This is a genomic window from Cupriavidus sp. H19C3 (assembly GCF_049393815.1).
In the GTDB taxonomy this organism is placed as follows: Bacteria; Pseudomonadota; Gammaproteobacteria; order Burkholderiales; family Burkholderiaceae; genus Cupriavidus.
Window position 1 is genome coordinate 2182147 of sequence record NZ_CP184986.1, and the last position, 19484, is coordinate 2201630.

Consider the following 19484-nt stretch of genomic DNA (forward strand, 5'->3'; position numbering starts at 1 on the left):
TGTCGGTATTGTTGGTGTCGATTCGCAATCCAGGCCCGGATCGTGGTGCGGAGCATAGGAGATGGCGCGCGGGATGCCAACGGATCGCAACGTAACACGCGTAACATGCGCAATATCTGGCACCCTTTCGCCTTGTCACGACGCAGCCAGCCACGCAACCTCGCTACCCGCAGCCCGCATGCCGCGTACTCCGCTCATTCCCGTCGAACTCGACCCGCCGTACCGCGTCGGTACCGAGCCGGCACGCTATCAATCGGTCTGGCTGCTCGCACGCCTGTGGCTTGCGCATCGTCGCGACGGCGCCGCGCTACCGGCCGCGGCCATTCGTGCGCGCTTTGCCGACGCCGCCGATGTCCGCATGATGGTGTCGCGCGCGTTTGCCGACTTCGCCCGCTGGGGGGTGACGGCGGGCTGGGGACACGACCCTGACGCCGACCCCGCCACGCTCAGCCGTGCACGCCGCAGCCGCGGGCCGTTCTGGCTCCCCGAGGCCTGTGCGCGCCGCCTGCGCTTTCGTGTCGGTGGACGCGGCACCGACCTTGCCGGCGTGGCGCGCTGGCTCGGCGAGCACGCCAGCGTGGCGCATCTCGGCGCACCGGCCCTGGCAACGGACGGCGGTCTCGCGCATGCGATGCGCGACATGGCGTTCTGGCGCCAGATGACGCAGGCCATGCGGCTGGCCCAGGACGGCTTCGCCGGCAGCGGCGATAGCAGCGTGGCCGAATCGTTCCGCGCCGCGCAACGCCATGCCGGCGACGACTTCCAGCACGCGTTGTCGCTGCTCAAGGAGAGCCTGGCCTGGCGCCGGAGCGACCGCCTCGACCGTTGCCGGGCGGCACTGCGCCGCTTCGACCGGATTGCCAGCGGCATGCGCGACACGCTGCCCACATTTGCCGCCATGGCCTGCATCGTGCGTGCATGGGAACGCTATGCGCGCGGTGAGACCGAGGCCGCGCTGGCCATGCTCGGCCAGCTCGACGCCGAGGCCGACCTGCGCCCGGTGGTGCGCTTCAATCCGCGCGTCCGCTTCGAGGCGTTGAACCTCGAAGCGCTGCTACGCAAAAGCGAGGCCCTGCGCCCCGGCACGACGATGCACGGGCCGGCGAGCAGCCCGGCGACCACGACCACGGCCGCGGCCACGGCTGCCGGCGACGCGCGCGCGCAGGCCGCGGGGCGTGCGCTGACCGCCTTTGCCGGCGCCCTGCAATCGGCATACGAGGCCGACTCGGTCGATGCCGTGCAGCATGCCGCGGCCAATATCGGCTGGTCGCTCTGGCTGTTCTGGCAGCATCGTCTGGTGGACAGCGCGCGGACCCTCGCTGCCGGCGACATCCAGCGCCAGGCCATGCGCTGGCTCGGCCTGTCGGAATGGATCTGCGACCGCTTCGGCGTGGGCGGGGGTTCGGCGTGGAACACCATCTTCCTGCTGCGCATCGCGCGCGGCGAATGCGCGAGCGCACCGCAAGTCAGCCTGGCCGCGTTCCGCGCCCAGCGTCCGCTCACGGTGGCCGCCGCGATCGATGCGCTGCGCCCCTTCCATGCGCCGTTCGCACCGGCCAAGGGCTTTACGCGCTGGTCCTCGGTGGCGGCGTTCGCGCTCGAGGAACATGACGCCGGCCACGTCCGCTACAACGCGCTGCAGCTGGCCAACCTGCTGCTCGAGTCGGTCTGGTACCTCGCCCACGAGCAGGGCGCCTCGCCAGCCGCCGGTCACGCCATGGCACGTCTGACCGCACAATTGCCGAAGCTGCGTACCGACGAGCGCGGCTTCTTTCTCGCCAATATCGCCACCCTCCCGGCCGAGCTCGCAGGCAGAGTCTGACGCCCTCCACCACTGACGCCCGGCGGCGACGCAAAGAGATAGCATTCCTCCTAGTTTGTTGGAGTCCGCGCGGCGATTTCTCAGGGTTTCAAGAATTGGCGGTGGCGCTTGCATGCATTTAAGTCTTGCCCTAGCCCACTGAACTAAGAGAAATCCTAAGATTGGCACCGCTCTCCACAACACCAGTCGCCTGGCTGTATCCAGGCAAGCCACACCAAGCATGTAAGGAAGAGGCCGGAGGCCATGATCAAGGTTCTCGTCGCAGACGACCATCCCGTCGTATTGGATGGAATCTGTCGCGGGTTAGCCCACGGCGACGGATTTACGGTGGTCGGACAGGCCGCCAACTCGACCGAGCTGATCCAGTTACTCGAGCGCACGCCATGCGACGTCATCGTGACCGACTATGCGATGCCCGGCGGCCAGATCGGCGACGGACTTCCCATGCTGCAAGTGCTGCGGCGCCGTTATCCCACCACCCGCATCGTCGTCATGACGATGCTCGACAATCCCGCGTTGATCCGCAATATCTGGAAGGTCGGCGTATCGTCGATCGTGAACAAGGCCGACCACGTCGAGCAGTTGTTCCCGGCGATCCGTGCGGCCTTTCGCGGCCAGCACTACATCACGCCCTCGGTGCAGGCCATGCTGTCGACGGCCCATGCCGACAGACCCGAGGCTCTGCCACGCCTGAGCCGGCGCGAACTCGAAGTGCTGCGGCGCTGCGCGCAAGGCGTACCCCTGGTCGAGATCGCGCGCGAATCCAATCGCAGCGCCAAGACCATCAGCGCGCAGAAGAGCGTGGCGATGAAGAAGCTCGGCCTTTCCAATGACTACGAGCTGTACGAGTATGCGAAGGCCAATGGCCTGCTCGGCGACGCCGACTGATCAGAGCTCGTCCTCGACTGGCAGCAGACGCAGCACGCCGATGCCGAGATGCTGGAAGAATCCCATGCCCGGCTCCTTGTCGTACGTGATCGTCTTGCCGTCCTCGCGCGTGGTCCACGTCATGGTCTCGCCGCCGCCCGCATCCTTGCGCAGTTCCACCTTGTAGGCCACATCGGGCAGCGTCTTGTCCATGTTGTCGGCCATGCGCTGGCTCAGCACCGGGCTGTCGAGCACCACCCCCATTTCGGTATTGAGCTTGATCGAGCGCGGGTCCAGGTTGAGCGAGCCGATAAACAACTGATGGCGATCGACCATATATGCCTTGGCATGCAGGCTCGCGCGCGACGACGCAAACATGCGCGGCTTCTTGGTGGTGCGCGCCAGGTCGGCAAACGCGGTCGGCTTCAGCTCGTAGAGCTCGACGCCCGCCTTCAGCAGCGCCTTGCGGCGCGGCGCATAGCCGGCATGCACGGCGGCGACATCGTTGGCGGCAAACGAATTCGTCAGCACGCGGATCCTGACGCCGCGCTGCACCATGCCGGCCAGCCACTTGACGCCACCGTCGCCGGGCACGAAATACGGCGATACCAGCACGAGTTCGCTGCGCGCCTGCTCCAGCAGCTTGCGCAGCTTGGGAATGGCGTGGGTGGAGGGATCGTCGGGATCCTGCTCCACCTTGTCGGCCTTGTCCGCGATGACCTCCGCGCCCCCCACGTAGCCCGGCAGGTGGCCGGCCTCGATACCCTTGGCGAGCCCGGAGTCGAGCAGTTCCTGCACATAGGGGCTGGCGCGCGCGGCCTCGCCCTGCGCGGCGATGCGCTGGCGCAGGGCGCGCATTTCGGCCGGCGATTCCTTGGTCTCTGGCACCAGCTTGCCGACGGGATAGGCATTCTCGCTGTTCCAGTACTCGTCGAATACGGCCGACACCGACGGCACGACGGGGCCGGCCACCATCACATCGAGATCGGAGAAGTCGACATCGGGACGCGCCGAGAAATACGCGTCGCCAAGATTGCGTCCGCCGACGATGGTGACCAGGTTATCGATGGTCATCTGCTTGTTGTGCATGCGCCGGTCGAGCCGGCTGAAGTTGGTCAGCAACTCCAGCCAGCGCGCGTCGCGGTTGGCAAACGGATTGAACAGGCGGACCTCGATATTGGGGTGCGAATCGAGCGCGGCCCAGACATGATCGGTGCGGTCGGTATGGAGGTCGTCGAGCAGGATGCGCACGCGCACGCCGCGATCGGCGGCGTCGATCATCTCGCCGATCAATGCGCTCCCGGTCTGGTCGGCATCGAAGATGTAGTACTGCAGGTCGAGCGACCTGCTCGCGGCCCGCGCCAGCGCCATGCGCGCGGCGAGCGCGTCGGGGCCGCTACTCAGAGGGTAGAAGATGGACTTTCCGGGCGTTTTTGCCAGGCGCGGGGCCAGCACCTGGCCCAGTTGGGTATCGGCCGTGTTGGTGACGGCCTTCGACACCGTGCGCCCGTCGTTGGGCGGCAGGGCGCTGCAGCCCGCCTGCAGCAGGAGCACCAGCACGATTGTCACAGGCCAGCCCGGCATGGGCCCTCGGGCGGCCCTGCAGGCGGATACCAGCGATTGCCACCACCCCATGGTGCGCTCCGCCATGGTGCTATCTCCTCGACGTCCCCGTTTCGACGGTTGGCGCTTCAGCGTCGCCATCCAACAGCCGCGACATTACACCGATGCCTGACTTTCGGAAATCATCTCAAGGGATGACCGCCGGCGCCACGGTCGCCTCGGCCTGAAGCCGGTAATACGCGCGTACGATTTTCTGCGCGATCGGCAGGCGCGAGCTGATCGGTACCGGAAACCGCACCACGGCATCGAAGCGCGTGGCATCGATCGGGTCGAAGATCACGCGCGGCTCGAACTGGGACAGGTCGACGAAGCGCATGTCCCCGTAGCGCCGCAGCTCGCGGCCGGCCTCGTCCATGAACGGCGCGCACGCCTCGCGCGCGGCCTGGAGCAGATGCGCCTCGACCTGGTCGGGATGCGCGCCCAGGGCAAGCGGAATGCGGACCATGTCGAGCGCGTAGGCGCCGGCCTGCGAATGATTGCGCACCGCCGTGGTCAGCAGCATGCTGTTGGGCACCTGCACGGTAAAGCCCGTGTACTGGCGCGCGGGCGCCACTTCCACCAGCGTGGTCGACAGCACGTCCATATCGATGACCTCCCCGCCGAACGGCCCAATCTCGACCAGGTCGCCCAACTGGAACGGGCGCGAGATCATGCGCATGAACGCCCCCAGGAAGCACATCACGAGTTCCTTGCCGACCAGCAGCATGGCCGCCGCGAATGCCGCCAGCGAGATCGCCACGCTGCGCAGCTCCGACACCCAGATGCCGAGCAGCAGCATGAACACCACCGCCGCGATGAGGTTGCGGATGGCGACGGTCCAGGCACGGTAACTGCCACGGTTGTCAGCCTGCAGACGGGCCTGGAAGAAGCGGTTGATCAGCTTGACGAGCAGCGTGCCCAGCAGGACGATGATCGCGCTGGTGACGATATTGACGAGAATGCTGTCGTTGACGTTGAATTGCATGGGGCGCGGAATTCGGATCGGCCAGCCCGCAGTCTACGCCAATGCGTCAGCTGGCCGGCGTCCAGCCCAGGCCGAGCGCCTTCTGCAGCGACACATAGTCGCGCAGCAGCGTGGCATCGCCCGAAATGCGGTCCTGCTGCGCCACCACGCGCGTGCGTTCCACGTCGAGCCATTCGAGCATGCTGGCGGTGCCGGCGCGATAGCGTTGCTGCTGCAGCGTGGCGGCGCGTTCGGCGGATGCTTCCACGCGGCGCAGCACGGCCACGTTTTCGCGCTGGTGGCCGTAGCGCGACAGCGCCACATCGGCATCGCGCAGTGCCTTCAGCACCGTGCTTTCGTAATTGGCCAGCGCCTCGTCGCGACCTGCCTCGGCGCTATCGACATTGGCCGCAACCCGGCCAAAATCGAGCGCGTTCCATTGCAGCCGCGGCAAGGTCAGCCAGGTCGCATTGTCCTTGCGCAGCAGATGCCCGGGCACCGCCGCCGAGTAACCGAGCGAGCCCAGCAGCGACACCTTCGGGAACCAGTCGGCCTTGGCGGCGCCGATCTGCGCGGTGCGGGAGGCCAGCCGGCGTTCGGCGGCGCGGATATCGGGACGGGACTTGAGCAGCGCAGCGGGATCGCCCACCGCGACCGTCTCCGGCAACGAGGGCAGCGGGCGCGCGGCGGTCAGTTCCGCATCGAGCGCTCCCGGCGCGCGGCCCGTGAGCTGCGCCAGCTGGTCGCTGGCTTCGACGATTGCCGCCTCCACCGGGGCGATCCGTGCGCGCGTGTTCTCGAGCTGCGTCAGCAGCCGCTCGACTTCCAGCTGCGAGGCCACGCCACGCGCGCGGCGCTGCTCGGCGAGATCGAGGATATCGGCCTCGAGCTGCGCCGACGCGCGCAGATGGGCCAGACTGGCCTGCTGCTCGCGCAGGTTGACGTAGGCCTGCGCCACATCGGCCGCGAGTTGCACATGGGCATCGGCCAGCTCCGCCGCGGACGCTTCGGCGTCGGCGGCGGCCGCCTGCACGGAGCGCCGCGTGCCGCCAAACAGGTCGAGCTCCCAGCTGGCGTCGAAGCCCGCGATATAGAGCGACAGCGGACCCCGCCCACCCGATGCGCTGCCGCCATCGCCATTGCCGTTGCCACCGAGCGCGGACAGGTCGGGCGAGCGCGTGCGCAGCATTGCCGCGTCCACACTGGCCGTGGGCATCAGGTTGGCTTTTCGACCCCGCAGGCCGGCGCGCGCCTGCCGCACCCGCGCCTGTGCCGCGCGCAGGTCGGGACTGTTGGCCAGCGCGCTGTCGATCAGCCCGTCGAGCTGGGGATCGCCCATCGCGTGCCACCAGTCGGCCACCCCCGGTGCGGCGGTGGCGGGCGCGGGCGCGTGCGGGAAAGGCTGGCCGGCCAGCGCGTTGGCCGCGACCTCCGGTGCGCCGCGATAGTCGGGCCCGACCATGCAGCCGGCGGTCACCAGCGCGCTCGCGAGTATTGCCAGGCGCGGAACCAGATATGGGACCGCGCGCGAAACCAGGCGCGCCGCCCCGGCAGGGACCGGCGACGGCAACGCGCGCACAACGAAAGGCTTGGAAGTCATGATCAGTGGCCGCTCGACAGGGGCGCCCCGGCGCGCGGCGATTTGAGCATCAGCGCCAGCGGCACGCACAACAGCAGGGCCACGCCAAGCGCATAGAAGGTTTCGGAAAAGGTCATCACCGCAGCCTGCCGTGCGATCTCGCCCGACAATTGCGCGATCGCCTGCAGCTTGGCCTGCGCGAGGTCGCCATGCCGTGCCACGAAGCTCGCGATGCTTTGCGTCATATGGTCCTGGCCGATGGTGCTGTTGGCCGTGACGGACTCACGGATCACCGCATCGTGATAGGCATTGCGGCGGTCGATCAGCGTGCCGAGCAGCGCCAGCCCGATCGACCCGCCGAGGTTGCGCGCCATGTTGTAAAGCCCGGCGGCGTCGCCGGCGTCCTCGGCGGCCACCGCGGCCATCGAGGCCTGGTTGAGCGGCATCATCGCCAGGATCTGGCCAAACCCGCGCAGGATCTGCGAGAGCGTGAAGTCGTGCCCCACGCTGTCGGTGGTCAGCGAGATGTCGAGCATGCAGCTGGCAAAGTAGAGCACCAGGCCGCTGATGACGAGCCAGCGGCTATCCACCTTGCCGAGCAGCCGCGGCAGGATCGGCATCATCAGGAATGCCGGCAGGCCGGACAGCAGCATGATGCCGCCCGCCTGCTCGGCGTTGTAGCCGGCGATATTGGCGAGGAACTGCGGCAGCAGGTACGCCACCCCATAGAAGCCCGCGCCGACCGTCGAGACGATCAGGATCACGCTTGCATAGTTGCGGTTGAGCAGCAGGCGCAGGCGCACGATGGGCTTCTTCGCGGTGACTTGCCCCACCAGCATCATGCCGATGCCAAGCGCGGAGATGATCGATAGCCAGACGATCAGGTGCGATTCGAACCATTGCTCGCGCTGGCCTTCCTCCAGTACCACGGTGAGCGAGCTCAGCCCGATCGAGAGCCCTACGATGCCGAGCCAGTCGGCATTGACGAACTGGTGATAGTCGGGACGCTCGGCCTTGAGGCCGAAGTACAGCAGCGGCACCAGGAACGCCGTGATCGGCAGGTTCAGGAAGAAACACCAGCGCCAGCTGGCGTTCTCGGTGAGCCAGCCGCCCACCACGGGCCCGAGCAACGGTCCCAGCAGCACGATCAGGCCGAACATCGACATGCCGATGGGCATCTGGTGGCGCGGCAAGCGGGTGCGCACGATGGTCTGCGCGGTGGGTATCATCGCGCCGCCGGCAAAGCCCTGGCCGATACGGCCGATCACCATTTCGGGCAGGCTATGTGCCATGCCGCACATGATCGAGAACGCCGTGAACAGCAATGCGTTCCACATCAGAAACCGGCGCAGGCCGAACACGCGCGTAAGCCATGCGGTCAGCGGAATGATCACGATCTCGGCCATCAGGTAGCCGGTGGACACCCAGGTGCCCTCGGTACCGGCCGCGCCGATCTGCCCCTGGATCTGCGGCAGCGCGGAGTTGGTGATCGAGATATCGAGCGTGGCGAGCAGCGCGCCGAGCGAGCCCGCGCCGACGGCGATCCAGTCCGCGGCCGTGGCGTTGGGCTGCTGCTGGCCGGCCGGCCGGCTGTCAGCCATGCGTGGCTCCAGCGCGGGTATCGACGTCGACTACCACCGACAGGCCCGGCACCAGCACCGGCCGCGCGTTGCCGGGCACGTCGACATGGATGCGCACTGGCACGCGCTGGACGATCTTGGTGAAGTTGCCGGTCGCGTTCTGCGCGGGCAGCAGCGCGAACTGCGAGCCGGTTCCCGGCGACAGGCTATCGACGGTACCGTGGAGGTCCTCGCCAGGCAGCGCATCCACGTGGATCGTCACGGCCTGGCCGGCGCGCATGCGCCCGACCTGGGTTTCCTTGAAGTTGGCGGTCAGATAGATGTCCTGCACCGGCACCACCGTCAGCAGGCGCGTGCCCGGCTGCACGAACTGGCCCACGCGCACGCCGCGGTCGCCCACGCGGCCGGCCTGGGTGGCGCGCACCACGGTGTCGTCGAGGTCGAGGCGGGCCTGGCGCGCGCTCGCCTCGGCCACCTCCAGTTGCGCGCGCGCCTGCTGCAGGCGGGCCTGCAGCGTGCTGATCTGGGTCTGCTCGACATGGAGCGCGGCTTCGTTGGCGGACAGCGTGGTCGATGCGCGCGTCTGCGCATTGCGCAGTTCGGCACTGCGTTCTTCCGTCTCGGCGCCGGACTTGACCAGCGGTGCATAGCGCTCCACCTGCGACGCCGCATAGCGGGCGTCGGCGCGGGCGCCCGCGACCTGGGCGGCGGCCTGCGCGATGCGGGCCTTTTGCTGGACGAGGTCGGCCTCGGCACGCGCCACGTCTGCCTGGCGCGAATTGACGTTGGCCTGGGCTTCGTCGAACGCCGCCTGGTACTGCCGGTTATCGAGTCGCACGAGCGCCTGGCCGGCGCTGACCTGCTGGTTGTCGCGCACGAAGACCTCGGCGACGTAACCGCTGACTTTCGGTGCAACGGCAATGCTGTCGGCCTGCAGATACGCGTCGTCGGTACTTTCTATATAGCGGCCGTAGACCCACCAGTGCACGCCGTAGGCCGCGGCCGCGATCAGCGCCAGCGCGCCAACGATCATCAACAAGGAACGCCGGCGCAGGCCGCGCGCGGGACGCCCGGCGCCGGTCTGCGCCGGCGTTCCCGCCGCTGGATTGGGAGTGGGATGGACGGAGGAGGAAGCAGACATGGGGACGCGTCGTGCATTGGCGAAATCAGCGCACAATTATTCCACTTGGAAAAAATGTGTCAACTGTTATATTTCGGCTATGCGAAATTCGGAAGGACATTGAGACATGGCGCGACACCGGCCCGCGGCGGAAGGCGGCTACCAGCGTGGCGAGGAAACCCGTGCGCGCATCATCGAAGCGGCGCTCGGGCTGTTCGGCACGCATGGCTTCGATGGCGCGTCGACGCGCGATATCGCGCGCGCGGCCGGCGTCAACGCGCCGGCGCTGCAGTACTACTTCGATAACAAGGAAGGCGTCTATCTGGCCTGCATCCAGTACATCGTCGATCTCTGCTGGGTGCGACTCGACCACAACGTGTCGGCGGCGGAAGCATTGCTCGCGCAACCCGACGCCAGCGACGACGCGCTGATCGAGGCCTACCTGGCGATCCAGGCGCAGTTCATCGGCTTTGCCACGGACAACGCGGGTACCGACCCCTGGCGCCAGTTTCTCGCCCGCGAGCGTGCCGGACTGGGGCCACCGGCCGCGGCGGCGGTTTTCGAGCGGGGACTCAACCGCCGGCTCTTCGGCGTGACCAGCGCGTTGATCGGGCGCCTGACGGGGCGGCCGGCCGATGACGAGATCACGCGCATTCGCACCATCGCCATCGACGGGCAGGGCGCGGCGTTCCCGATGAAGAAGCGCAACGTGATGCGCGCACTGGGGTGGGAGGCGCTCGGGCCAGAGGAAACCGCACGCATCCAGCGTGTCATTCGCGAGCAGACCCGGCTGCTGCTGCGCGCACTGGTCGCGGCGCGCGTCTAGCGTGATTAGAGCGATTGCTCTAATCACGCGGGGCCGTCCCCTTGTTTTAATAGAATTCCCATAAAAATCAATGCATTAGATAGAAAAATCGGACGCCGGCGCGGCCCTTCTTTGCGAAAAATCGGCGGCCCCGGCGTCATCCCGCCGAAATTCCCCTTGCTTATCTATCTACTAGTAGATAATATTCGAGCCATGGACAGCGCTGCACAACAAACCCCGCGGCACCGACCAGCAGCACAGCAGTGAACGAGTACCGGTAGGCGGTTCTTTTTTTGGCCCCAGACCTCTATCTAGCAGTAGATAAAGGCACCGACCAGAACCTCCTGAATCCAGATATCGGGCCCCGACCCTGGCCCAGAACGAACGGAGTTGAAATCATGAATGCCAAGACCATCCTCACCGCCGCCGCCCTCGCCGCCGCCTTTATCGGTGGTACCGCGCAAGCCGCACAAGGCACCCGCGACCCGTACACCGATGGTGCCCGTATCGCTGCCCGTGACGTCTTCACCGACGGCGCCCGCATCAGCAACCGCGATGGCTTCACCGACGGTGCCCGCTCCGCCGACCCGTTCACGGACGGCGCCCGCAACGGTCAGCGCGATGTCTTTACCGACGGTGCCCGCATCGTTGCCGGCCTGGACCGCGTCGGTGTCTCGGCCCAGCCGGGCCGTACTGCCGACCCGTACCTGGACGGCGCCCGTGACGTCCGCGGCGAACGCAACCCGTTCGTCGACGGTGCCCGCAACGGCCAGCGCGATGTCTTTACCGACGGTGCCCGTATCGTCGCCGGCCTGGACCGCGTCGGTGTCTCGGCCCAGCCGGGCCGCACCGCCGACCCGTACCTGGACGGCGCCCGTGACGTCCGCGGCGAACGCAACCCGTTCGTCGACGGTGCCCGCAACGGTCAGCGCGATGTCTTTACCGACGGTGCCCGCACCGTGGCCGGCCTGGACCGCGTCGGTGTCTCGGCCCAACCGTCGCGCACCTTCGACGTGTTCACCGACGGCGCCAACGCCTGAGTCGACACGGGCGGCGCCAGCTGTCCGGCCGGTGTCATCCCATCAGCGCCCGCTCTCCTGCCCGGAAGCGGGCGTTGTTGCGACCACCGTCTGCAACGCATCGACAAAGGCTTGCAACGCGTACGGCTTGCGCAGCGCCATCGCCTGGGGCAGCGCATCGCGCTGGGCGGGCGTCAACGCAAATTCATAGCCGCTGACGAACAGCACCTTGAGCGCCGGCCACGTACGGGTCGCCTCGATCGCGAGGTCCACGCCCGAGGCCGCGCCCAGGCCAACGTCGGTCAGCAGCACGTCGAAGTTGTCGCGCCGCAGGATCTCCATGGCCTCGACCTCGCTGGCGGCCTCGGCAACGTCGATACCCAGCGAGCGCAGCAGCTCGGCCGTGCCGGCACGCACCAGATCGTCGTCGTCGACGAAGAGCAGGCGCAGGCCGGCAAATTGCGGTCCAAGTGGCCCCGGCGCGCGCGTCAACTGCTGCGCCGTGGCGACCGGGACGCTGTCGAACACCGCGCCGCCCTTGGTCAGCACATGCCGCACCTTGCGCGCGAGCGCTTCCTGCGAGTACGGTTTGGACAACAGCTCGATGCCCTCGTCGAGCCGGCCGGCATGGACAATGGCGTTGTCGGTGTAGCCGGAAGTGAACAGTACCGCGATGCCCGGCAGGCGCTGGCGCACCTTGCGCGCCATCTCGATGCTGCGCAACGGCCCCGGCATCACCACATCGCTGAACAGCACATCGACCGGCATGCCGCTCTCCACGATGGCCAGCGCGCTCAGCGCATCGCGCGCCTTGAGCACGCGGTAGCCAAGGCTTGCCAGCATCTCCACCACGGTGGCGCGCACATCCTCGTCGTCCTCCACCACGAGCACGGTCTCGGTGCCGCCGCTGGCTGGACCGGCGTCCACATCGGTCTCGATATCTTCCTGCTGGCGCACGCGCGGCAGGTACAGGCGCACGGTGGTGCCTTGTCCCGGCTCGCTATAGATCTTGACGTGCCCACCAGACTGCTTGACGAAGCCGTACACCATCGACAAGCCGAGGCCGGTGCCCTGCCCTTCTGGCTTGGTGGTGAAAAACGGCTCGAATACCTGTTCCTGGATCTCCGGCGTCATGCCGCTGCCGGTATCGGTTACCGCGACCATCACATAGTGGCCGGGCATGACGTCGGCATTGCGGCGCGCGTAGGCTTCGTCGAGCGAGGCATTGCCGGCCTCGATGGTGAGCTTGCCGTGTCCCGCCATGGCGTCGCGCGCGTTGATGGCGAGATTAAGCAGCGCGTTCTCCACCTGGAACGGGTCGACCAGCGTGTTCCACAGCCCGCCCGCGACCACGGTCTCGACCTCGACCCCATCGCCGAGCGCGCGGCGCAGCATATCGTCGAGCCCGCGAATAAAGCGCCCAAGGTTCACCACCTTGGGCGCGAGCGGCTGGCGCCGGCCAAAGGCCAGCAACTGCGAGGCGAGCTTGGCACCGCGCGCCACGCCTGCCAGCGCATTGCGCACGCGCGCGGCTGACCGTTCATCGCCCGCCACATCGTTCGCCAGCAGTTGCAGATTGCCGCCAACCACCTGCAACAGGTTGTTGAAGTCATGCGCAACGCCGCCGGTCAACTTGCCGATGGCCTCCATCTTCTGCGCCATGCGCAGCGCTTCGTCGGCATGCCGCAGCGCCTCCGCGGCCTCGCGGTCGCCGGTTACATCGCGGCCCACGCCATGGATACGCCCCGAGGCGGGATCGAGCGTCAGCGTCCATGCAATCCATCGCCACCGGCCTTGCTGGCCACCGAGCCGGCATTCGTAGCGCACCGCATGGCCATCGCCGCGCAGTGCGATCAGCTGCTCCGTGACGCCGACGAGGTCCTCGGGATGCACCAGCGCCTGGCACGCGCGACCCAGTAGCTGCTCGGGCGCGAGGTCCAGGGTGCGCTGCCACGATGGGCTCACGCGTTCGAGCGTGCCGTCGGCGGCCGCCACCATCAGCAGGTCCTCGCTCAATTCCCACAAGCGGTCGCGATCGGCCACGGCTTCCGCCACGCGCCGCTCCAGGGTCGCATTGAGTTCATGCAGCGCTTCCTGCGCCCGTGTGCGCTTGGCAATCTCCGCCTGCGCCGCCTGGTAGAGACGGGCGTTGTCGATCGCCACCGCTGCCTGCGCGGCAATCCCCACCAGCACCCGCTCGGCCCGCTCGGTAAATATGCCCGGCTGCGGATGGCCGAAGAATAGCCCGCCGATCACTTCGCCGGTACGCGATACCACCGGCGCCGCCAGATAGCTGCATACCGCGAGATGGCCCTTGGGCATGCCGTGATACGGCGAATTGCGCCCGAAGCGGGGGTCCTTCGTGATGTCGTCCGAGCGCACGATGCCGGTGCCCATGAACGTGGGGGCGAACACTTCGGTGTTACGCGGCATCGCGAACTTTGCGAACGCCTCCAGCGGCGCGCCCGAGAGCGTATAGAGCATGTACGACCCGCCCTCTTCGTCGAGCACGTTGTAGAAGAACGCGCCGAACGCCGCGCCGGTCAGTTCGGTGGCCGCATCGGTAACCACTTGCACCGCGCGTTCGAGGTCGAGCTCGGCGGCGACCGCCGTGCCGACCTTGTTGAGCACTTCGAGCACGCGCGATTCGTCGCGCAGACGGCGCTCGGTCTGGCGCCGCAGTTGCGACAGCTGGAGGTTGCTGGCCACGCGGGCGATCAGTTCGCGCGCTGAGAACGGCTTGATCAGGTAATCGTCGGCACCGCTGGCCAGGCCGCCGACGCGCGCTTCCTCGCCGGCACGCGCGGACAGCAGCAGCACCGGGATATCGCGTAACGCTTCGTCTTCGCGCAGGGCTCGGACCAGGCCGACGCCGTCGAGGCCCGGCATCATTACGTCGGAGACGATCAGCTCGGGAGCCGCGCGGCGCACCAGCGCGAGCGCCTCGTTGCCATCGCCGGCGCTCTCCACCGCATAGCCGGCGCCGGTGAGCAGCCGGCGCATGTAGTCACGCAGGTCGGCATTGTCGTCGACCACCAGCACGCGCGCGCTGGCGGCATCGGCGGCGGCGATACCCGCGGCGGCATCACCGTGGCCGGCGGGCGCGGCAAGCGGCTCGGACACGTCCTCGTGGAACGTCGGTGACGCACCCCAGCGCATCGCCGCATCGGCAAAGGCGCGCGCCTGGGTGCTGGTCTGCGCGGGCGCCGGTGCGGGCTCGGACGGGCGCGCACCGGACGCACCGGACGCACCGGACGCACCGGACGCACGCGGCAGCGTGACCACAAAACTCGTGCCTTCGCCCAGCCGGCTTTCCACGCCGATGGTGCCGCCATGCAGGCGCACGAGTTCCTGCACCAGCGCGAGTCCGATGCCGCTGCCTTCGATCGAGCGCCCCACCGCGCCGGCCACGCGGTGAAAGCGTTCGAACAGCCTCGGCAGTTCCGCCTCGGGCACCCCGATACCCGTATCGCGCACGCTGAACAGCACGTCGCCACCGTGGCCGGCCCGCACCGCGACCTCGATGGTGCCGGCATAGGTGAACTTGTAGGCGTTGGAAAGCAGGTTGAGCACGATGGTCTCCCACATCGTGCGATCGACGGACACCGGTTCCGGCAGCGGCGCGCAGTCGACCACGAGGCGCATGCCGGCAGCCTCGATGGCCGAGCGGAACAGCGAGGCGAGTTCCGCCGTAAACCCCGGCAAGTCGGTCGGTTGCGGCTGCATCTGCACGCGACCGGCCTCGATGCGGGAGAAGTCGAGCAAGGCATTGACCAGCTTGAGCAGCCGCATGCCATTGCGATGCGTAATGGTCAGCAGCTCGCGGTCTCCGTCGCCCGCCCCCCCGCCCTCGGCGGGGCGCCCCAGCAATTCCTCGAGGGGGCCGAGCATCAGCGTCAGCGGCGTGCGGAACTCATGGCTGATATTGGAGAAGAAGGTGGTCTTGGCACGGTCGATCTCAGCCAGCGCCTCGGCGCGGCGGCGCTCTTCCTCGTACGCGTGGACATAGCCGATGGCGCCGCTGATCTGGCCCGCGACCAGGCTCAGGAAGCTGCGGTAGCCGTCGTCCAGCAGGCGGTAGGGATTGAGCCCGACGATCAGCACACCGTGCCGCGAGGTTTCTCCGGACGGTAGCACCGGCAGGATCGCGGCCCGCGTGGGCGCCACGCTCCAGGCGCCGCCCGGCAGCGGCTGACCGCCGGTGCGCGTGGCAAGCTCGTCCAGCGCGGTCAGCGCACCCTCGTGCAAGGCGGCAGCGACCGGCCAGGGGCGGTCCGCGCCGATGCGCAGCGACGGCGGCGCGGCCGGATGATCCGCGGCGATGCCCGTGCTGCCAGCCAGCGCCAGCACGTCGCTGTCGCGCTCGCCGAGATAGAGCAGCGCAAACGGCAGGTCGCGCGGATTGCCCTCCATCGACTGCATGGCCATGCGACACACGTCGTCGAGCGTGCGCGCCTCGGCGGTGGACGCGGCCAGTTCGCGCAACAGGCTCAGTTGCCGACCGGCGAGCACGCGCTCGGTATCGTCGCTGTTGGCGCAGATGATGCCGCCTGTGCCGCCATGGTCGTCCGGCACCGGGCTGTACGAGAACGTGTAGTAGGTCTCCTCGGGGTAGCCATTGCGCTCCATGATCAGGAGCTTCTGCTCGACAAAGGTGCCCTCGGTACCGGTCATCGCGGTGGCAAGCAGGGGACTGATGTCGGACCAGATTTCGCGCCAGACCCGCGCGGTCGGCTGGCCCAGCGCAAGCGGATGGCGGCCGCCGATGATGGCCTTGTAGGGATCGTTGTAGAAGATGAGCAGGTCTTCGCCCCAGCCGATCCAGATGGGCTGGCGCGAGGTCAGCATGATGCGGATGGCGGTCTTGAGGCTTTGCGGCCATTGCGCGGGTTCGCCCAGCGCGGACTGCGTCCAGTCGAAGGCGCGGATCAGCGCGCCCATCTCGCCGCCGCCGGCAAGAAAGCTCGGCCCGCACGCGTCGGTTGGCGGCGGCATCCCGTCCGGTGTCGTCATTCCCCTCTCCCGCCTGCCTGGCAGCCGTCGCGCGATTCTCCCACCGTTCACGCACGCCCGCATCCTGCACGGATATCGTGCCCGCTGCGCCGGCGTGGCGACCCGTGCCGCAACCGGTACAAACGCGGCACCCGATGGCATCGCGACGGGCGTATAGTGCTCAATACCACGTCCCCGCTCACCTGCCGGATCACCGATGCCAGAGACCGCGGCCCATTACCTGATCGCGATTCTCCTCACCACGACGCTCACGGTCATCACCGTGGCGCTCCACTACGAGGCGCTGCGCCTGATCTCGAATGTCCATCCGCGCCACTGGAGCGGCAAGGTGAACATCGGTGCGATGCTGGTGCTCATCATCATTGCACACTGCGTCGAGGCGCTGGTGTTCGCGCTTGGCTACTGGTTCGGCACCAGCGTCCTCCAGATCGGCACCCTCAAGGGCATGCCAGACCACGGCATTGCCGCCTTCGTCTATTTCTCGCTCGAGACCTTCACCACCCAGAGCATCGGCGATATCTTTCCCGTAGGGCCGCTGCGGCTGGTTGCCGCGGTGCAGCCGCTGGTCGGCCTGATGCTGATCGGCTGGTCGACCTCGTTCACGTTCCTGCTGATGCGACGCGACTGGCGCGCCGACGAGCTCGACGAACGAGACTAGGCCGGGCCACGACCAGGCTAGCCAGCGAGATCGGCGCGGACTATCAAGCCTGGCAACAAGACGGGCAACCACGCACGTCCGAGGCAAATGGTACGAACGGGGCCGCGCCGGCGAAATCGGGGTCCCTCCTACACGGATGTGAGATTCGATGAAGTTGTGGCAACCGGGCGTTCGGTGAAAAGATAAGTTGCCGTCATGCCACGGCAGTCTGACAACGGAGAAATCGTGCCGATCACCAACAAGAATCCATCCGCGCTCCCTCCCGCCCGCTCGCGCTCGCCGATGCCGCTCGCGCTGGCACGCCGCGCGCGCGGCGCGCGGCCGGCCAGCCCGACGCGTCGACTCACGCGCCTTCGCCTTGCCGGCCTGATGGGGCTGGCCGGCCTTGCCGGACTGGCCAGTGTGCCGGCCCAGGCCCAGACGCCCTCGCCGTTGCCGGAATGGCAGTACTCGGTGGGCGTACCGCTGCGCAAACTGTATGCGCCCGATATTCCCGAGTGGGAAGTCCGCATCGGCATGGCCGCGCGGATCGCACCGCGCTACGAGGGCGCGAGCGACTACTACGCGCTCGGCGGGCCCAGCATCGATATCCGCTATCGCGATCTCGCCTTTGCCTCCACCGGCGAGGGGATCGGCTTCAATGCGTTCCATACCAGGCAGTTCCGCGCGGGGCTGGCCATGACCTACGACATGGGACGGCGCGAGAAAAAGGACCACGACCACCTGCGCGGCATGGGGAATATCGGCATCGTGCCGGAGGCCAAGATCTTTGCCGAATATGTGGTGTCGAAAGACTTCCCGCTGGTGATCCGCGCCAATATCCGCCGCCAGCTCGGCGGCTCGGACGGCTGGGTGGGCGACCTCGGCGCCTATATGCCAATGCCCGGCAGCAACAAGAAGTTCTTCTGGTTCCTCGGCCCGACCATGACCTTTGCCGATTCGAACTACATGCAGACCTGGTTCGGTGTCAGCGCCGAACAGTCGGCGCGCTCCGGCTACCCGGAGCATCATCCGGGCGCGGGCATCAAGTCCTATGGCGGCGGCGTGTCGGCGATCTGGCTGTTCAACAAGCACTGGTTCGCCACCGCGGACTTTGGCGTATCGCAGCTGGTAGGCGGCGCCAAGAGCAGCCCGATCGTGCAACGCTCGACCAACCTGACCGGCGATATCTCGCTCAACTATCAGTTCTGAAGCTGCGCGCCGGCCGCGCTCGCGGCCGGTCGGCGCAAGAACCCTTCCACCACGGTGCGCAGTGCCGGCAGCTTGCCGGTGAAGAAATGCCCCGCGCCGGGAATCACGACCACCGGCAATTCCTGCGGCCGCGCCCACGCGAACACATTGGCGAGCGGCACGCGCTCGTCGCGCTCGCCATGCACGATCAGCGGCTCCGGCACGATGGCACCGATCGCGGGCGTGTCGTAGGCGAGCGTCGCCGACAGCGTACCGGCGGGCATGCCGCTCAGGATCAGATGCGCAATGGTCTCGCCGGCGGCCTGCAACGGGCCCGCCGCCAGCGTCATGACGTAGGCACCAAAGGAGAATCCCGCAAGCGCGAGTGGCACACCCGGGTACTGCGCCCGCAGGTGCCCGAGCACGGCCCGCACGTCCTCGGCCTCGCCGGGACCACCGTCGTACCGGCCTTCGCTGGCGCCCACGCCCCGGTAATTGGGGCGAGCGGTGGCAAACCCATATGCCTGCAGCGCGCGCGCCAGCACCTGGGGAATTTTGTGCTCAGCGGTACCGCCCTGGCTCGGGTGCGGATGGGCCACCACCGCGATGCCGGTGGGCGCGCCCACGGGAAGGTCGAACAGGACTTCAAGCGCGCCGGCCGGGCCAGGCACCGTCAGGCGCCGGGTCGGCGGCAAGGTTGCGACGGAAACGGCAGCAGGGGGTGCAGCAGGGGTTGCAGCGGGCATGAGGGGAGGCGTCCGGCAGCGGAGCATGTTGACGATGTGCAGTCGCAGCATACCCGCAGCCGGGTCGCGGCGGCAACGCCGCCGGCTCCGGTTCTAGCGAAAACCGCGTTCAGTGATGGTGATCGGCGCGGATCACCGCCGCGATTTCGGCACGGCGGACACTCACGACGTCGTCGAGCTCGAGGCCTTCCGCCACCACCAGCATCTCGGCGCCGCGTGTGATGGCACAGATGACGCCGTACCACAGGTCAGGTCCCGCCACGGCGTTCAGGCGGACGCTGAATTCGGTTTCCTGGTCGCGGCTACGGACGGTCACCAGGTCGCCGACCTCGGGCATGGCGGCCTCCTCCGCCAGCAGATATTCCCGGGCCGCCACCGTCAGGGGCGTCTGCGCAATGCCGCGCGCGAACCTCGCTTGCATGGTCATCTCCTCCACGTCGTCTTTTCCAAGCATAGAAGCGCCCCGGCAAAACTCACGAAATCGCGCGCGGCTCCCGGTGGCAAGCGCGTCGCCGCGCACTTGCCGGGCGCCCGATGTG

At 67.8% G+C, this 19484-nt stretch carries 14 protein-coding genes; 6 read left to right on the forward strand and 8 right to left on the reverse strand.

What is annotated here, in order from left to right; all coding sequences use genetic code 11:
* The first annotated feature begins 178 nt into the window (after positions 1-178).
* Entirely contained in the window at positions 179-1822 is a 1644-nt protein-coding gene (locus DFLDMN_RS29260) for a hypothetical protein (protein ID WP_423199242.1), read from the forward strand.
* A gap of 243 nt (positions 1823-2065) precedes the next feature.
* Positions 2066-2710, forward strand: a complete 645-nt coding sequence (locus tag DFLDMN_RS29265) for a response regulator (protein WP_423199243.1) — start codon at positions 2066-2068, stop codon at positions 2708-2710.
* Here DFLDMN_RS29265 and DFLDMN_RS29270 read toward each other — a convergent pair whose 3' ends face one another.
* The 5 genes from DFLDMN_RS29270 to DFLDMN_RS29290 form a co-directional block, all read right to left on the reverse strand.
* A complete protein-coding gene (locus DFLDMN_RS29270; RefSeq protein ID WP_423199244.1) occupies positions 2711-4273 on the reverse strand; it encodes a phospholipase D family protein in 1563 nt (520 codons plus the stop codon).
* 166 nt (positions 4274-4439) lie between these two features.
* Positions 4440-5276 (reverse strand): mechanosensitive ion channel domain-containing protein, encoded by an 837-nt coding sequence (locus DFLDMN_RS29275; RefSeq protein ID WP_423199245.1) that lies wholly within the window; start codon positions 5274-5276, stop codon positions 4440-4442.
* 46 nt (positions 5277-5322) lie between these two features.
* A complete protein-coding gene (locus DFLDMN_RS29280) occupies positions 5323-6855 on the reverse strand; it encodes an efflux transporter outer membrane subunit (protein ID WP_423199246.1) in 1533 nt (510 codons plus the stop codon).
* A gap of 2 nt (positions 6856-6857) precedes the next feature.
* Positions 6858-8435 (reverse strand): DHA2 family efflux MFS transporter permease subunit, encoded by a 1578-nt coding sequence (locus tag DFLDMN_RS29285; RefSeq protein WP_423199247.1) that lies wholly within the window; start codon positions 8433-8435, stop codon positions 6858-6860.
* Complete coding sequence (locus DFLDMN_RS29290) at positions 8428-9555, reverse strand: HlyD family secretion protein (RefSeq protein ID WP_423199248.1); 1128 nt, start codon at positions 9553-9555, stop codon at positions 8428-8430. The genes DFLDMN_RS29285 and DFLDMN_RS29290 overlap by 8 nt, the downstream gene beginning before the upstream one ends.
* Positions 9556-9661: 106 nt before the next feature.
* Here DFLDMN_RS29290 and DFLDMN_RS29295 point away from each other — a divergent pair, with 106 nt between their 5' ends.
* Complete coding sequence (locus tag DFLDMN_RS29295; protein ID WP_423199249.1) at positions 9662-10360, forward strand: CerR family C-terminal domain-containing protein; 699 nt, start codon at positions 9662-9664, stop codon at positions 10358-10360.
* Positions 10361-10737: 377 nt separating this feature from the next.
* Positions 10738-11379 (forward strand): copper resistance protein CopQ, encoded by a 642-nt coding sequence (locus DFLDMN_RS29300; protein ID WP_423199250.1) that lies wholly within the window; start codon positions 10738-10740, stop codon positions 11377-11379.
* Positions 11380-11421: 42 nt separating this feature from the next.
* On the opposite strand, the gene DFLDMN_RS29305 is transcribed toward DFLDMN_RS29300, so the two are convergent.
* Complete coding sequence (locus tag DFLDMN_RS29305) at positions 11422-16371, reverse strand: response regulator (RefSeq protein WP_423199251.1); 4950 nt, start codon at positions 16369-16371, stop codon at positions 11422-11424.
* A 196-nt stretch (positions 16372-16567) separates the two neighbouring features.
* Between DFLDMN_RS29305 and DFLDMN_RS29310 the strand changes: the two genes are divergently transcribed.
* Positions 16568-17029, forward strand: coding sequence for a two pore domain potassium channel family protein (locus DFLDMN_RS29310; protein WP_423199252.1), 462 nt, complete (start codon positions 16568-16570; stop codon positions 17027-17029).
* 369 nt (positions 17030-17398) lie between these two features.
* The gene (locus DFLDMN_RS29315) at positions 17399-18220 is read left to right on the forward strand and encodes a MipA/OmpV family protein (protein ID WP_423200608.1); all 822 of its coding nucleotides are present in this window, start codon (positions 17399-17401) and stop codon (positions 18218-18220) included.
* On the opposite strand, the gene DFLDMN_RS29320 is transcribed toward DFLDMN_RS29315, so the two are convergent.
* Positions 18211-18945, reverse strand: a complete 735-nt coding sequence (locus tag DFLDMN_RS29320) for an alpha/beta hydrolase (RefSeq protein WP_423199253.1) — start codon at positions 18943-18945, stop codon at positions 18211-18213. The genes DFLDMN_RS29315 and DFLDMN_RS29320 overlap by 10 nt on opposite strands.
* 109 nt (positions 18946-19054) lie before the next feature.
* Positions 19055-19366: a hypothetical protein gene (locus DFLDMN_RS29325; protein ID WP_423199254.1), complete on the reverse strand. Its 312-nt coding sequence runs from the start codon at positions 19364-19366 to the stop codon at positions 19055-19057.
* Positions 19367-19484 lie beyond the last annotated feature (118 nt).

Excerpts from the sequence above, each read along its gene's own strand:
- DFLDMN_RS29320 (WP_423199253.1), bottom strand. The coding sequence starts at position 18,945 with ATGCCCGCTGCAACCCCTGCTGCACCCCCTGCTGCCGTTTCCGTCGCA.
- DFLDMN_RS29270 (WP_423199244.1), bottom strand. The coding sequence starts at position 4,273 with ATGCCGGGCTGGCCTGTGACAATCGTGCTGGTGCTCCTGCTGCAGGCG.
- DFLDMN_RS29260 (WP_423199242.1), top strand. The coding sequence starts at position 179 with ATGCCGCGTACTCCGCTCATTCCCGTCGAACTCGACCCGCCGTACCGC.
- DFLDMN_RS29265 (WP_423199243.1), top strand. The coding sequence starts at position 2,066 with ATGATCAAGGTTCTCGTCGCAGACGACCATCCCGTCGTATTGGATGGA.
- DFLDMN_RS29275 (WP_423199245.1), bottom strand. The coding sequence starts at position 5,276 with ATGCAATTCAACGTCAACGACAGCATTCTCGTCAATATCGTCACCAGC.
- DFLDMN_RS29285 (WP_423199247.1), bottom strand. The coding sequence starts at position 8,435 with ATGGCTGACAGCCGGCCGGCCGGCCAGCAGCAGCCCAACGCCACGGCC.
- DFLDMN_RS29290 (WP_423199248.1), bottom strand. The coding sequence starts at position 9,555 with ATGTCTGCTTCCTCCTCCGTCCATCCCACTCCCAATCCAGCGGCGGGA.
- DFLDMN_RS29310 (WP_423199252.1), top strand. The coding sequence starts at position 16,568 with ATGCCAGAGACCGCGGCCCATTACCTGATCGCGATTCTCCTCACCACG.
- DFLDMN_RS29315 (WP_423200608.1), top strand. The coding sequence starts at position 17,399 with ATGGGGCTGGCCGGCCTTGCCGGACTGGCCAGTGTGCCGGCCCAGGCC.
- DFLDMN_RS29300 (WP_423199250.1), top strand. The coding sequence starts at position 10,738 with ATGAATGCCAAGACCATCCTCACCGCCGCCGCCCTCGCCGCCGCCTTT.
- DFLDMN_RS29295 (WP_423199249.1), top strand. The coding sequence starts at position 9,662 with ATGGCGCGACACCGGCCCGCGGCGGAAGGCGGCTACCAGCGTGGCGAG.
- DFLDMN_RS29325 (WP_423199254.1), bottom strand. The coding sequence starts at position 19,366 with ATGCAAGCGAGGTTCGCGCGCGGCATTGCGCAGACGCCCCTGACGGTG.
- DFLDMN_RS29280 (WP_423199246.1), bottom strand. The coding sequence starts at position 6,855 with ATGACTTCCAAGCCTTTCGTTGTGCGCGCGTTGCCGTCGCCGGTCCCT.
- DFLDMN_RS29305 (WP_423199251.1), bottom strand. The coding sequence starts at position 16,371 with ATGACGACACCGGACGGGATGCCGCCGCCAACCGACGCGTGCGGGCCG.